The organism is Bradyrhizobium septentrionale, from assembly GCF_011516645.4.
In the GTDB taxonomy this organism is placed as follows: domain Bacteria; phylum Pseudomonadota; class Alphaproteobacteria; order Rhizobiales; family Xanthobacteraceae; genus Bradyrhizobium; species Bradyrhizobium septentrionale.
Genome location: NZ_CP088285.1, coordinates 3,992,202 through 4,005,734, shown reverse-complemented (window position 1 = coordinate 4,005,734; position 13,533 = coordinate 3,992,202). Strand labels below are relative to the sequence as shown.

The 13,533-nt window shown below is 65.3% G+C and carries 13 protein-coding genes and 1 other RNA gene; 8 read left to right on the top strand and 6 right to left on the bottom strand.

The features are described from left to right. Window positions 1–54 precede the first annotated feature (54 nt). Window positions 55–240, top strand: a complete 186-nt coding sequence (locus tag HAP48_RS20745; RefSeq protein ID WP_166210630.1) for a hypothetical protein — start codon at window positions 55–57, stop codon at window positions 238–240. Window positions 241–287: 47 nt separating this feature from the next. Here the strand turns inward: HAP48_RS20745 and HAP48_RS20740 are convergent, their stop codons facing one another. Continuing rightward, entirely contained in the window at window positions 288–1,034 is a 747-nt protein-coding gene (locus HAP48_RS20740; RefSeq protein WP_166210633.1) for a YebC/PmpR family DNA-binding transcriptional regulator, read from the bottom strand. Between the two features lie 225 nt (window positions 1,035–1,259). Between HAP48_RS20740 and HAP48_RS20735 the strand changes: the two genes are divergently transcribed. The 3 genes from HAP48_RS20735 (at window position 1,260) to HAP48_RS20725 (ending at window position 5,011) form a co-directional block, all read left to right on the top strand. After that, window positions 1,260–3,023, top strand: a complete 1,764-nt coding sequence (locus HAP48_RS20735) for a methyl-accepting chemotaxis protein (RefSeq protein ID WP_166210636.1) — start codon at window positions 1,260–1,262, stop codon at window positions 3,021–3,023. Window positions 3,024–3,222: 199 nt separating this feature from the next. Beyond that, window positions 3,223–4,647: a methyl-accepting chemotaxis protein gene (locus tag HAP48_RS20730; RefSeq protein WP_166210639.1), complete on the top strand. Its 1,425-nt coding sequence runs from the start codon at window positions 3,223–3,225 to the stop codon at window positions 4,645–4,647. An 88-nt stretch (window positions 4,648–4,735) separates the two neighbouring features. Further along, complete coding sequence (locus HAP48_RS20725) at window positions 4,736–5,011, top strand: hypothetical protein (RefSeq protein WP_166210642.1); 276 nt, start codon at window positions 4,736–4,738, stop codon at window positions 5,009–5,011. Here HAP48_RS20725 and HAP48_RS20720 read toward each other — a convergent pair. From HAP48_RS20720 to HAP48_RS20700, 5 genes are all read right to left on the bottom strand, one after another. After that, on the bottom strand, window positions 5,001–5,831 hold the full coding sequence (locus HAP48_RS20720) for a TIGR00282 family metallophosphoesterase (protein ID WP_166210645.1): 831 nt from the start codon (window positions 5,829–5,831) through the stop codon (window positions 5,001–5,003). The genes HAP48_RS20725 and HAP48_RS20720 overlap by 11 nt on opposite strands. Before the next feature lie 2 nt (window positions 5,832–5,833). Continuing rightward, window positions 5,834–6,412: a 5-formyltetrahydrofolate cyclo-ligase gene (locus HAP48_RS20715; RefSeq protein WP_166210648.1), complete on the bottom strand. Its 579-nt coding sequence runs from the start codon at window positions 6,410–6,412 to the stop codon at window positions 5,834–5,836. 187 nt (window positions 6,413–6,599) lie between these two features. After that, a non-coding RNA gene (ssrS, locus tag HAP48_RS20710) (6S RNA) lies at window positions 6,600–6,760 on the bottom strand. A gap of 114 nt (window positions 6,761–6,874) precedes the next feature. After that, window positions 6,875–7,258: a cell division protein ZapA gene (locus HAP48_RS20705; protein ID WP_029077595.1), complete on the bottom strand. Its 384-nt coding sequence runs from the start codon at window positions 7,256–7,258 to the stop codon at window positions 6,875–6,877. Beyond that, window positions 7,255–7,575, bottom strand: a complete 321-nt coding sequence (locus HAP48_RS20700) for a DUF4164 domain-containing protein (RefSeq protein ID WP_166210651.1) — start codon at window positions 7,573–7,575, stop codon at window positions 7,255–7,257. The genes HAP48_RS20705 and HAP48_RS20700 overlap by 4 nt, the downstream gene beginning before the upstream one ends. A 334-nt stretch (window positions 7,576–7,909) precedes the next feature. On the opposite strand from HAP48_RS20700, the gene tkt reads away from it, so the two are divergent. From tkt to fba, 4 genes are all read left to right on the top strand, one after another. Next, on the top strand, window positions 7,910–9,892 hold the full coding sequence (gene tkt, locus HAP48_RS20695) for a transketolase (protein ID WP_166210654.1): 1,983 nt from the start codon (window positions 7,910–7,912) through the stop codon (window positions 9,890–9,892). Between the two features lie 164 nt (window positions 9,893–10,056). Next, window positions 10,057–11,064, top strand: coding sequence for a type I glyceraldehyde-3-phosphate dehydrogenase (gap, locus tag HAP48_RS20690; protein WP_166210657.1), 1,008 nt, complete (start codon window positions 10,057–10,059; stop codon window positions 11,062–11,064). Between the two features lie 133 nt (window positions 11,065–11,197). Further along, window positions 11,198–12,394 carry a phosphoglycerate kinase gene (locus HAP48_RS20685; RefSeq protein ID WP_166210660.1) on the top strand — a complete coding sequence of 399 codons (1,197 nt, stop codon included), beginning with the start codon at window positions 11,198–11,200 and terminating at the stop codon, window positions 12,392–12,394. A gap of 39 nt (window positions 12,395–12,433) precedes the next feature. Beyond that, entirely contained in the window at window positions 12,434–13,501 is a 1,068-nt protein-coding gene (gene fba / locus HAP48_RS20680) for a class II fructose-bisphosphate aldolase (protein WP_026192208.1), read from the top strand. The last annotated feature ends 32 nt before the right edge of the window (window positions 13,502–13,533 follow it).

The following is a 13,533-nucleotide window of genomic DNA, read 5'->3' as shown; positions in this document are numbered from 1 at the left end:
GTCGCACCCACGGCCCAATCCTATATACTGGCGACAGCATCGACAGGAGCCGCCATGTCCTCCCTGATCGTCTTGATCGCCATTCCCGTTGTTGCGGTCGCGCTCCTGTCCGGGCGATTCACGGCCAACTCCGCAGTCGAGAGGGGACGCTCGAGACGCGCCTGGTTCGTCTGGGGTGCGCTGCTGTTCCCACTCTTTCCCATTCCGTGGATGGTCCCGGCGCTGCTGCCAAACAAATAAGGCCGCCTCGGCGGCGGCCTCATCGCAGCACGTGCGGCGAAGCCGCCTCAGCCGCCCATCTTCGCGATCAGCGCGTCGGACACCTCGAAATTGGCGAACACGTTCTGCACGTCGTCGTGCTCGTTGAGCAGGTCCATCAGCTTCAACAGCTTTTCGCCGGTCTCGTCGTCGACCGCGACGGTGTTCTGCGGCTTCCAGGTCAGCGCGGCCTTGCGCGGCTCGCCGAACTTCGCTTCCAGCGCCTTGGCGACTTCGCGGAAGGTGTCCTGCGAGGCGTAGACCTCGTGGCCGGCCTCGCTGGAGATCACGTCGTCGGCGCCGGCCTCGATCGCGGCGTCCAGCATGGCATCGTCGGAGGCGACCTTGGCGTCGTATTCGATGATGCCGGTGCGGTCGAACATGAAGGCGACCGAGCCGGTTTCGCCGAGATTGCCGCCCGACTTGGTGAAGAAGGAACGGATGTCGGAGGCGGCACGGTTGCGGTTGTCGGTCAGCGCCTCGACGATGACGGCGACGCCGCCGGGGCCATAGCCCTCGTAGCGGATCTCGTCATAGTTCTCGCCCTCATTGCCCGCGGCCTTCTTGATCGCACGATCGATATTGTCCTTGGGCATGTTCTCGGCGCGGGCCGCGACCACGGCGGCGCGCAGGCGCGGGTTCATCGCCGGGTCCGGGGTGCCGAGCTTGGCCGCCACGGTGATTTCGCGGGCCAATTTGCCGAAAAGCTTCGACTTCTGGGCATCCTGCCGGCCCTTGCGGTGCATGATGTTCTTGAATTGGGAATGGCCGGCCATGCGACGTCTCTTCGAAAGCGTAGGGTCTGAACGGGTGGAAAACGCGGCCTTATAGGCCCCTGGCGGTCAAAATCAAAGATCGGCGGGGGCGGTCCGGCCCCGGAATACTACCGCAAGCCGGAACATGAGGCACTTGTTAACCATGACTTCATGCCCCGGTGCGAGGATCGCCCCGTCCCGCCGCAACTTTCCATGGCAACTTCCAACAGCCCCCACAGAGCCCACATGGCGTTCGGTTTGTTTCGAAAGCAAGTGCCGGAGCCGGCTGCGCCTGCCGCTGAGCCGAAGGTTCCGGCCACGGTAGCTGCGCCCTCCGCGACCGAGACTGATTCTGCCAAGGATTCAGCCAGGGAAATCCTCGAACTGCTGGAACTCGAGCTCGGCGCGATGATCCGCCAGCTCGAGCGCGCCGCAGGCTCGGTCGCCGACGGCGCCGAGGCGACGGCAACCAAGCTTGCGACCATCCGCGCCCGCACCGACGCACTGAGCGGCCGCAGCAGCGACGCGCAGAACACCGCGACGACGTTCTCGGAAGCTGCCGGCCGATTCACCCATTCAGCCGAGGGCATCGGCCAGCAGGTGCGCAGCGCGAGCCAGCTCGCCGACGATGCCGCAGCCGCAGCGCGCGAGGCCACCGCCAATGTCGATCGCCTGCGCGAATCCTCGGCCGCGATCGGCAACGTCGTCAACCTGATCGCGCAGATCGCGCGGCAGACCACGCTCTTGGCGCTCAACTCGACCATCGAGGCGGCGCGCGCCGGCGCGGCCGGCAAGGGCTTTGCGGTAGTTGCCACCGAGGTCAAGGCGCTGGCGGTGCAGACCCAGAGCGCCACTGAAGAGATCACGAGGAAGATCGAGGCGCTGCAGAAGGATGCCACCGGATCGGCGGACGCGGTGCACCGCATCTCGCAGGCGATCGAGGCGATCCGCCCGGTGTTCGAGAACGTCAACGGCGCGGTCGCCGAGCAGAATGCGATCACCGGCGAGATGGGCCAGAACGCCGCCTCCGCCTCCAGTTTCATCGTCTCGGTCGGCACCAGCGCCGGCGAGATCGACTCTGCCACGCGCGAAGCGGCCGCGCATGGCGACAATGTCGCGAAGGCCGGCAAGGCCGTGACCGCTTTCGCCCAGAAGCTGAAGGCGCGCTGCGCGGTGCTGCTGCGCCAGGACGGGCGCGGCGATCCGCGCAAGAACGAGCGCCTGCCCTGCAGCCTCAAGATCGAGATCACAACCGCGCGCGGAATCATCACCGCGCCGGTCTACGAGATCGCGATGGACGGCATCCTGATCGGCGGGCCCGATGCCGAGGAGCTCGCGGCCCATGAGACCCTGAGTGCGACCTTACAGGATATCGGCGCGTGCCGGATCAGGATCGGCGACCGCACCAAGGCCGGCGCGCAGGCCCGTTTCGAGGGCGCAACCGCCGCGCTGCGCGAGAAGGTCGAAGACCGGATGTGGGCGATCCACGAGGAGAACGCGGAGCTGATCACCCGTGCGATGGAAGCAGGCACGGCGCTGACCAAGGTGTTCGAGAGCGGCCTTGCGAGCGGCGCGATCACCATCGACGACATGTTCGACACCGACTATGTCGAAATATCCGGCACCAATCCGATGCAATACCGCACGAGGATGCTGGATTGGGCGGATCGCGCGCTGCCCGCTCTGCTCGAGGCGTTCCTCGCCAACGACAAGCGGCTGGCGTTCTGCGCGACGGTCGATCGGAACGGCTATCTGCCGGTCCACAACAAGATCTACTCGCATCCGCAGCGGCCGGGCGATGTCGCCTACAACACCGCCAATTGCCGCAACCGCCGCATCTTCAACGATGCCGCGGGCCTCGCCGCTGCGCAGAACCAGCGCGCCTATCTGGTCCAGAGCTATGCGCGCGACATGGGCAACGGCACCACCGTGATGATGCGCGAGATCGACGTGCCGATTCGCGTCCGCGGCCGGCATTGGGGCGGCTTCCGCACCGCCTACAAGCTTTGATTGGAATTTTTGGTGCCCGATGCAGCGAAGCGTAATCCGGGCCGAGTGTTCCCGCAGCCAGCAATCCCGGATTTCGCTGCGCTGCATCCGGGCTGCGTAGTGCACGCTCAGGCAAGACCGGCGGCGCGAATCACGCTTTAGATTGAGATGGGGAATGTGCGGCGGCTCAACCGACCGCTGTGATGGAGGAAGCGCTGATATGTCGGCCGTGCAGCTTGCAGTTCTGGACACCTCATCGAACCGGACGCTGGCCGAACGGCTCGTTGACCAACTCGCCGACCGCATCGGCGGCCTCGGAGTGGAACTCGCCGACATCGCCGGCAACGTCCAGGAGGTCGCCAACCGCGTCACCAACCAGTCGGAGCGGTTCCATCATTTGCAGGCGACGGCCGAGACGATGGTCTCGGCCAATCACGACATCGCCAACGCATCGCAGGCGGTGCAAACGACCGCATCCGCCGCGGTTGGCCAGATCGCGGAGTCGCGCCATGCCGTGGACACCGCGGTCAGCCACATCTCCGAACTCGTCGCCGCGGTCGCGCGGATCGAGGCGCGGCTTGCCGCTGTCGGCTCCGCGCTGAGCCAGGTCGCCAAGGTCTCCGGTTCGATCGAGGCGATCGCCAAACAGACCAATCTGCTCGCCCTCAATGCCACGATCGAGGCGGCGCGCGCCGGCACCGCCGGCCGCGGCTTTGCCGTAGTCGCAAGCGAGGTGAAGAGCCTTGCGGAGGCGACCCGCCAGGCGACGCATCAGATCTCCGACACCGTGCGCGATCTCGACGGCCAGATCGGCAGCCTGATCGGCGAGAGCAGCGACGCCTCGCTGCGCGCCAAGAGCGCCGGCGAAGGCGCCCAGCAGATTTCCGGCATCATCATGCGCGTGCAGGAAGGCTTTTCATCTGTCGGTGCCGAGATCGACAACGTTGCGCGCGCCGCGACCTCCAATCTCGGTCATTGCGACACCGTGATCGCGGAGCTGAACGAACTCGCCAAGGGCGTCGATCTCTCGTCGCGCGACCTCAAGCACGCCGACGGCCGCGTCGCGAAGCTGCTTGAGCTGTCCGAGAGCCTGATCGTGACCATCGCCGACAGCGGCGTGGAGACCAGCGACGCGCCGCTGATCCGCGTCGTGATCGACACCGCGAAGCAGATTTCCGAGCTGTTCGAGAATGCCGTTGCGCGCGGCGAGATCACGCTCACGCAATTGATGGACGAGAACTACCGCGAGATCGCGGGTTCCGATCCGAAGCAATATCTGACCAACTATGTCAGCTTCACCGACCGCGTGCTGCCCGCGATCCAGGACCCGATCCAGAAGACCGATCCGCGCATCGTGTTCTGCGTCGCCTGGGCGCGCGGCGGCTATCTGCCGACCCACAATCCGAACTACCGGCTGCCGCAGGGGCCCGACCCGGTCTGGAATAACGCCAATTGCCGCAACCGCCGCCTGTTCAACGACCGCGCGGTGAGCAAGGTCGCAGCCAACACGAAGCCGTTCCTGCTGCAGACCTACCGCCGCGACATGGGCGGCGGCAATTTCGTGCTGATGAAGGATGTGTCATCGCCGATCGTCGTGAACGGCCGCCATTGGGGCGCATTCCGGATGGGCTTTCGGCAGAGCTAGCAACACCCGTCATTGAATTGGGCGGCCATCGACGTCTCTCGCATTAAAGATCATATTTCTGAGCCCGGGCACGATCATCGGTTTCCCCGTGGGCCTCGTCATCGTTTATCTGTTCAGCTTGTGGAATTGGAAACCGTCAGCGGGACTGTGGTCGCTCGCGGCGCTTCTGAACACACCAACCTGCATCGTGCTTTTCTCGACCGTCGCGGGAAACGATCCGAACCATTCAAGCTGGGCCATCATCGCAACACTTGTGATGTTCTTCTGGGGGACCGCCGGCCTCGGTCTGGCACTGCTTCTTTGGCTGCTGCGCGGCACGTTTACGCAGCGCCGCGCAGAGTCCCCCGCCAATCTCACGAACTGACCCAGAACCCCGGCACCGCGGGCTCGAGTCGTCCGCCGGCGCGCACCGGCGCGACCTTCACCGCAAGCCCGGTCGCATCGTCGGTCTCGACCGCGATGCCGCTGAGCGTGGCTGTGCCCGCGGCCGGCTCGAAGCGGCCGGAGGGAATGCCGGTGAGGAAGCGCTGCAGCGGCTCCTCCTTCTGCATGCCGATCACCGAATCATAGTCGCCGGTCATGCCGGCATCGCTCATATAGGCGGTGCCGCCGGGCAGCACCTGGTGATCGGCGGTCGGCACATGGGTGTGGGTGCCGACCACGAGGCTGACGCGACCGTCGCAGAAGAAGCCGATGCCCTGCTTCTCGCTGGTCGCCTCGGCATGGAAGTCCAGCACGATGGCGTCGGCGCCCTCGCGCAACGGGCAGGCCTCGAGCTCGCGGTCGATCGCGGCAAACGGATCGTTCGACGACGGCTCCATGAACACGCGGCCGATCGCGTTGATGACCAGCGCGCGCTTGCCGTTCTTGGTGTCGATCAGGGTCGAGCCGCGGCCCGGCGAATGGCGCGGGAAATTCAAGGGGCGGATCAGCCGCGGCGCGCGCTCGATGAAGACCAGCGCCTCCTTCTGATTCCAGGCGTGGTTGCCGAGCGTGATCGCATCGGCGCCGGCGTCGAGCAGCTCCTGGTAGATCGCCTCGGTAATGCCGAAACCGCCGGCGGAATTCTCGCCATTGACGATGACGAGATCGAGCGACCAGTCCCTGATCATGCCGGGAAGGTGGTCGGCGATGGCGGTGCGGCCGGTCCTGCCGACGACGTCACCAACGAAGAGAATACGCAATGCTAGGGGCTCCGGAAATCGAACGTCTTGCGCTCGGTTAGCACATAATCCAGCGGGACGTCGTGCGACAACGCCGGAATAGCCTTGCTTTCCTGTGCAGCGAAGGCAATCCCGACCCCGATCACATGCTTGGCCTTTCGCAGATGCGCAAAGGTATAGTCGTAATAGCCGGCGCCATAGCCGATGCGGTGGCCGAGCTTGTCGAACGCCGCGAGCGGCACCAGCATCACGTCGGGATGCACCTCGGGTGAGGCCGGCGACGGTTCGGGAATGCCGAGCGGCCCGAGCATCAGCCGGTCCTGCGGCGACCAGCTGCGGAAGGTCAGCGACTGGCCGCGCGCATTGATGCAGGGCAGCGCGAGCCGCGCGCCCTTCTCGGCCAGCTTCTTCATCAGCGGCGCCGGATCGAACTCGCTGCGGATCGGCGCATAGCCGGAGACGATCATGCCTTGCGTGATCTCGAACGGTGCACCGCGCTTGGCGAGCGCCTCGGCCGCCGTCGCGCGCTGCTCGTCGCTCAGCGCGTCACGCTTGGCGAGGGCAAGCGCCCGAAGCTCGGCCTTCGATGGAGCTGCGTGCATGATCCATCTTCCGCTGTCGTCGTCCGCGACAACGGACGATCCATCATTCCAGTGACGCTAGATCCCAGAGACGCTAGCATTCGTATGGCCAGGCCGCGGCGCACTGGACGCCCCGCTTCGCAGGGGACAGCGCTACACCACAATCGAACCGCCGCCGCGCGACGACAAGGCAACAGCAAAAATTCAGTGCGAAGCCGCAGAGGCCGTTGGAGCGCTCGATCCCGGAGTTCCCTACGAAAGTAGGTGGGCACCATATGTCCGGGTCCACGGACCCGGCCAGGGACAGTTCCCTAAAGGATCGATAAGGCCCCGGGGATATATGGCTCCTGACGCACGACGCAGCTTCGCAGGGTCAATGTAGCGACGAAGTGCCGGTTCCGCCAGCGGCAAGAAACCGCGATCAAGGCTCGGGCTCTCTCCGCCGTCATGGCCGGGCTTGACGAAATCTCGCAGGGGATCACATCACCCGATCGCGATGCCGCCGCCGATGGTGCGGTTGAGCACCTGGGTGGTGCGCTCGATCCGCTCGGCGGCGGCGTTGAGCGCGTTGGAGACCGCTGTCTGGGTCGCGCGGGCGCGGTCGGTGGCGGCGACGCGCGCATTGCGCAACTGCTCGACCTCTTCCTCGAGGCTGCGGAGGCGTGCGCTGGCATCGGCCAGTTCGTCGCAAGCGGTGAGCGCCGCCATCACCGTGAGCCGCGCATCACCGATCTCGCCGAACTTGCCGCGCAGCGATTCGACGCGCTGCTCGAGGTTTTCCGCGAGCTTCAGCAGCCGCACCTCCTGGCCCTCCTCGCAGGCCATCCGGTATTGCCGGCCATTGATGGTGACGTTGATGTGGCTCATCTCTTGTCTCCGCCCTCGAGCACGGCGCGAATGCTGCCGATCGCCGCGTCGAGCTTTTCCGCGATGTCGCGATTGACGCGCTCGAGCTTGCGCGTCTTGACCAGCGATCCGTCGAGTTCGTCGGCAAGTCTGGAGCGATCGGCGCCGAGCGCCTGGATCCGGCTCGCCAATTCGTTTTCGTCGCGGTCGGCCTCGCGGCGCCGCTCCACCGAGCTTTCCAGCGCGTCGAGCGCAGCCATCAGCCGCTTGGTCGCAGCATCGATATCGGCAAGCGGTGCCTCGGTATTGCCAGACCCGTTGGCGAGACGATCACTCATGACACGCGGCGTGGACCCTTCTTGGGTTGGCTGGGTAGCCTGCTGGAGATAAGCCTGCCGCACGGCAAAACTGGCGGTTCGGCAAGCGCTTACGGGACGAAATTTACGTGGCAAGCGAGCCGAGCGCAACGGCGGCGCAGAACTATGCACCGTTGAATGAAATAGGGCCATTTCGGGCAACTTTTCCCCGTTTTGGGGCGTTTCATCGCCTTGGACTTGCGGAATTGAGGTGCTAATCCACCCTCCAACCCGTAAGGCCATCCACGCGCGTATCGCGGCTGCCCGCCCCGATGCGTCCAGCAATCAGCTCCTCATTTCAGGCGGACTTTTCATCATGTCGCAGGTCGATCACACCCGTATGGCCAATGCGATCCGTGGCCTTGCCATGGACGCCGTCGAGAAGGCGAAATCCGGTCATCCCGGCCTGCCGATGGGCGCCGCCGATATCGCGACCGTGCTGTTCACCCAGTTCCTGAAATTCGACGCCGCCGATCCGGCCTGGCCCGACCGCGACCGCTTCGTGCTGTCGGCGGGCCACGGCTCGATGCTGCTCTACTCGTTGCTGTACCTCACCGGCAACAAGGAGATGACGCTCGACCAGATCAAGCATTTCCGCCAGCTCGGATCGCTGACGCCTGGACATCCGGAGAATTTCCACACCAAGGGCATCGAGACCACCACCGGCCCGCTCGGCCAGGGCATTGCGACTGCGGTCGGCATGGCGCTCGCCGAGAAGATGCTCGCCGCCGAGTTCGGCAAGAAGATCGTCAGCCACCACACCTATGTGCTCGCCTCCGACGGCGACCTGATGGAAGGCATCTCGCAGGAAGCGATTGCGCTCGCCGGCCACTGGCGCCTCAACAAGATGATCGTGCTGTACGACGACAACGGCATCTCGATCGACGGCCCGACCTCGCTTTCCGACTCCGTCGACCAGGTGAAGCGCTTCAAGTCCGCAGGCTGGGCTGCCGAATTGATCGACGGCCACGATCCGAAGGCGATTGCGGCTGCGATCACCCGCGCGCAGAAATCCAGCAAGCCCTCGCTGATCGCCTGCAAGACCACGATCGGCTTTGGCGCACCGACCAAGGCCGGCACCGCGAAGGCGCATGGCGAAGCCCTCGGCGCCGAGGAGCTCAAGGGCGCCAAGGAGAAGCTCGGCATCTCGCTCGAGCCGTTCTCGGTGCCTGATGACGTGCTGAAGGCCTGGCGCGAGGCAGGTGCCCGCGGCGCCGCCGAGCACAAGGCCTGGGACGAGCAGTTCGCACAGCTCGGCAACCGCAAGCGCGCCGAGTTCGAGCGCCGGCTGCGTCACGAGCGGCCGGCATCGCTCGCCAAGGGCCTGCGCGCCTTCAAGAAGGGGCTCCTGGAAAATCCGCTCAACGTCGCGACCCGCAAATCGTCGGAAGCTGCGATCGAGGTGATTGCGGCTGCGATGCCGATGGAGTTCGTGGCCGGCTCCGCCGACCTCACCGGCTCCAACAACAACAAGGCGAAGTCCGCGGTGGGGTTTGCCGCCAAGACGCCGAAGGGCCGCTTCATCCATTACGGCATCCGCGAGCACGGCATGGCGGCGTGCCTCAACGGCATCTTCCTGCATGGCGGCTTCGCGCCGAACGGCGCCACCTTCCTGGTGTTCACCGACTATGCACGCGGCGCGATGCGGCTGTCGGCGCTGATGGGCACCGGCGTGGTCTATGTCATGACCCATGACTCGATCGGCCTCGGCGAGGACGGTCCGACGCACCAGCCGGTCGAGCATCTCTCCGCGCTGCGCGCGATGCCCAACATGCGCGTGTTCCGTCCCTGCGACGCGGTCGAGACCGCCGAGTGCTGGGAACTGGCGCTCAACCGCATCGACGGACCGACGGTGCTGGCGCTGACCCGCCAGAACCTGCCGCAGCTCCGCACCACGGTGCCGAATGACAGCCCGTGCAGCCACGGCGCCTACGAGCTGGTCGCGGCGCAGGGTGACGCAAAAGTGTCATTGTTCGCGTCCGGTTCCGAGGTCCAGATCGCGGTCGAGGCGCAGAAGCAGCTCGCCGGACGCGGCATCGCGACGCGGGTGGTCTCGGTGCCGTCACTGGAATTGCTGCTGGCGCAGCCCGCCGAGCGGCAAAATGCCATTATCGGCAACGCCCCGGTCAAGATCGCGATCGAGGCCGCCGTGCGCTGGGGCTGGGATGCCGTGATCGGCCACGATGGCGAATTCATCGGCATGCACGGCTTCGGCGCAAGTGCCCCGGCGAAGGACCTTTTCCCGCATTTCGGCATTACCGCGGAGGCCGTCGTTAACGCTGCCCTGAAGCGCGTCTGACGCTGGCCTGACACCCGCAGGTCAAAGGTTGAGCTTGCCGCGAAAAAGGATTAACAAAGCTCCATCTTTTCCGCTCGCGTCCGGCTGAACCGGACGTTCCGCCGTAAAAGCTTCGTGGGAGCCCTCCCGCGGGGCTGGCAGCAGCTTTTAGAGGAGACACCAGCATGGCAATCCGCGTCGCGATCAACGGGTTTGGGCGTATCGGCCGCAATGTGTTGCGCGCCATCGCCGAGTCCGGCCGCAAGGACATCGAAGTCGTCGGCATCAACGACCTCGGCCCGGTCGAGACCAACGCGCATCTGCTGCGCTTCGATTCCGTGCATGGCCGCTTTCCGGGCACCGTGACCGTCGACGGCGACTCGATCAGCCTCGGCGACAACAAGATCAAGGTCTCGGCCGAACGCGATCCCTCCAAGCTGCCGTGGAAGGCGCTCGGCGTCGACATCGCGCTGGAATGCACCGGCATCTTCACCGCCAAGGACAAGGCCTCTGCGCACCTCACCGCCGGCGCCAAGCGCGTGCTGGTCTCGGCACCGGCCGATGGCGCTGACGCCACCATCGTCTACGGCGTCAACCACGACACGCTGACCAAGGATCAGCTCGTCGTCTCCAACGGCTCGTGCACCACCAATTGCCTCGCGCCGGTTGCCAAGGTGTTGAACGAGACGGTCGGCATCGAGACCGGCTTCATGACCACGATCCACGCCTATACCGGCGACCAGCCGACGCTCGACACCCTGCACAAGGATCTCTATCGCGGTCGCGCCGCGGCGATGTCGATGATCCCGACCTCGACCGGTGCGGCGAAGGCGATCGGCCTGGTGCTGCCGGAACTGAAGGGCAAGCTCGACGGCGTCTCGATCCGCGTGCCGACCCCGAACGTCTCGGTGATTGATCTCAAGATCGTCGCCAAGCGCGCCACCGACGCCAAGGAGATCAACGAGGCGATGAAGCGCGCCGCCGAGCAGCAGCTCAAGGGCATTCTGGGCTTTACCGCCGCGCCCAACGTCTCGATCGACTTCAACCACGATCCGCACTCGGCCACCTTCCACATGGACCAGACCAAGGTGCAGAACGGCACGCTGGTGCGCGTGATGGCCTGGTACGACAATGAGTGGGGCTTCTCGAACCGCATGGCCGACACGGCCGTCGCCATCGGCAAGCTGATCTAACTCACGTCTCGTGTCCCGGACGCGGTGCAGCGTCGAGACGCTGCACCGCTGAGCCGGGACCCATTCAACCCAAGGTCCCGGTTTTGCACAGCGGCACCTCGCGCCGCAGTGCGCCGGGGACAAGAGACCTCCCATGACAAAATCATTCCGCACCCTCGACGACGTCGACGTGAAGGGCAAGCGCGTGCTGCTGCGCGTCGACCTCAACGTCCCCATGGAAGGCGGCCGCGTCACCGACGCCACAAGGCTCGAGCGCGTCGCCCCCACCATCACCGAGATTTCCGACAAGGGCGGCAGGGTGATCCTGCTCGCACATTTCGGCCGGCCCAAGGGACGCGATCCCAAGGAGTCGCTGAAGCCGGTCGCTGACGCGCTGTCGAAGGTGCTCAAGCGCCCGGTCGCCTTCGCCGACGACTGCATCGGTGATCCTGCGGCCAAGGCGGTCGCGGCCCTCAAGGACGGCGACATCCTCTGCCTCGAGAACACCCGCTTCCACAAGGAAGAAGAGAAGAACGACGCCGGCTTCGTCGCTGAACTCGCAAAGCTCGGCGACATCTGGGTCAACGACGCCTTCTCTGCCGCGCATCGCGCCCACGCCTCGACCGAAGGCCTCGGCCACAAGTTGCCGGCCTATGCCGGCCGCACCATGCAGGCCGAGCTCGACGCGCTCGGCAAGGCGCTGGAAGCACCGACCAAGCCCGTCATCGCGATCATCGGTGGCGCCAAGGTCTCGACCAAGATCGACCTGCTGGAAAATCTCGTGAGCAAGGTCGATGCGCTGGTGATCGGCGGCGGCATGGCCAACACCTTCCTGCACGCGCAAGGCATCAACGTCGGCAAGTCGCTCGCCGAAAAGGACCTCGCCGCAACCGCGCTGCGGATCATGGAGAAGGCCAACGCCGCGAACTGCGCCATCATCCTCCCCGTGGACGCCGTCGTCGCCAACAAGTTTGCCGCCAATGCGCCGTCGCATGCCTATGGCCTCGATGCGATCCCGGCCGACGGCATGATCCTCGATGTCGGCCCGCAGTCGATCGCGCGGATCCATTCCGCGATCGACGACGCGGCGACGCTGGTCTGGAACGGTCCGCTCGGCGCCTTCGAGCTGACGCCGTTCGACCGCGGCACTGTGGTGTCGGCCAGGCATGCCGCCGAGCGCACCAAGAGCAAGAAACTGGTCTCGGTCGCCGGCGGCGGCGATACCGTCGCGGCGCTGAACCAGGCGGGCGTGGCGGGCGATTTTTCCTACGTCTCGACCGCGGGCGGCGCGTTTCTTGAATGGATGGAAGGCAAGCCGCTGCCGGGCGTCGAAGTTCTGAAACACGGCTGATTTAGGTCAACCCGCGAACGCTTTACAGGGAGAAATGGAATGGCTCGCATAACGTTGCGGCAACTGCTCGATCACGCGGCCGAGCACGATTACGGCGTACCTGCCTTCAATATCAACAACATGGAGCAGGCGCTGTCGATCATGGCGGCGGCCTCCGAGGTCGACGCGCCCGTCATCATCCAGGCCTCGCGCGGCGCGCGGTCCTACGCCAACGACGTCATGCTCAAGCACATGATGGACGCCGTCACCGAGATCTACCCGCAGATCCCGGTCTGCGTGCATCTCGACCATGGCAACGAGCCCGCCACCTGTATGACCGCGATCCAGGCCGGCTTCACCTCGGTGATGATGGACGGTTCGCTGAAGGCCGACGGCAAGACCCCGGGCGATTGGGACTACAATGTCGGCGTCACCCGGACCGTGACCGGTATGGCCCATCTCGGCGGCATTTCGGTCGAGGGCGAGCTCGGCGTGCTCGGCTCGCTCGAGACCGGCATGGGCGACAAGGAAGACGGCCATGGCGCCGAGGGCAAGCTGTCGCATGACCAGCTGCTGACCAATCCCGACGAGGCCGTGAAGTTCGTCCAGGAAACCAAGGTCGATGCGCTTGCGATCGCGATGGGCACCTCGCACGGCGCCTACAAGTTCACCCGCAAGCCCGACGGCGACATCCTCGCCATGAACGTGATCGAGGAAATTCATCGCAAGCTGCCGAACACGCACCTCGTCATGCACGGCTCCTCGTCGGTGCCGCAGGAGCTGCAGGAGATCATCAACGCCAATGGCGGCAAGATGAAGCCGACCTGGGGCGTGCCGGTCGCCGAGATCCAGCGCGGCATCAAGAACGGCGTGCGCAAGATCAACATCGACACCGACAACCGGATGGCGATGACCGGCCAGATCCGCAAGGTGCTGAAGGACAATCCGGAAGAGTTCGATCCGCGCAAATACCTGAAGCCCGCGATGGAGGCGATGACCAAGCTGTGCAAGCAGCGCCTGCAGGAGTTCAACACCGCGGGCCAGGCCAGCAAGATCAAGAAGGTGCTGACCACGGCTGAGATGGCCAAGCGCTACGCTGCGGGTCAGCTCGACCCCAAGGTTGCCTGAAGCGGCCGCCTGAAGAGATTGCCTGACACCAT

Excerpts from the sequence above, each read along its gene's own strand:
- HAP48_RS20700 (WP_166210651.1), bottom strand. The coding sequence starts at position 7,575 with ATGAGTGATCGTCTCGCCAACGGGTCTGGCAATACCGAGGCACCGCTT.
- tkt (WP_166210654.1), top strand. The coding sequence starts at position 7,910 with ATGTCGCAGGTCGATCACACCCGTATGGCCAATGCGATCCGTGGCCTT.
- HAP48_RS20735 (WP_166210636.1), top strand. The coding sequence starts at position 1,260 with ATGGCGTTCGGTTTGTTTCGAAAGCAAGTGCCGGAGCCGGCTGCGCCT.
- gap (WP_166210657.1), top strand. The coding sequence starts at position 10,057 with ATGGCAATCCGCGTCGCGATCAACGGGTTTGGGCGTATCGGCCGCAAT.
- fba (WP_026192208.1), top strand. The coding sequence starts at position 12,434 with ATGGCTCGCATAACGTTGCGGCAACTGCTCGATCACGCGGCCGAGCAC.
- HAP48_RS20740 (WP_166210633.1), bottom strand. The coding sequence starts at position 1,034 with ATGGCCGGCCATTCCCAATTCAAGAACATCATGCACCGCAAGGGCCGG.
- HAP48_RS20745 (WP_166210630.1), top strand. The coding sequence starts at position 55 with ATGTCCTCCCTGATCGTCTTGATCGCCATTCCCGTTGTTGCGGTCGCG.
- HAP48_RS20715 (WP_166210648.1), bottom strand. The coding sequence starts at position 6,412 with ATGCACGCAGCTCCATCGAAGGCCGAGCTTCGGGCGCTTGCCCTCGCC.
- HAP48_RS20730 (WP_166210639.1), top strand. The coding sequence starts at position 3,223 with ATGTCGGCCGTGCAGCTTGCAGTTCTGGACACCTCATCGAACCGGACG.
- HAP48_RS20705 (WP_029077595.1), bottom strand. The coding sequence starts at position 7,258 with ATGAGCCACATCAACGTCACCATCAATGGCCGGCAATACCGGATGGCC.
- HAP48_RS20685 (WP_166210660.1), top strand. The coding sequence starts at position 11,198 with ATGACAAAATCATTCCGCACCCTCGACGACGTCGACGTGAAGGGCAAG.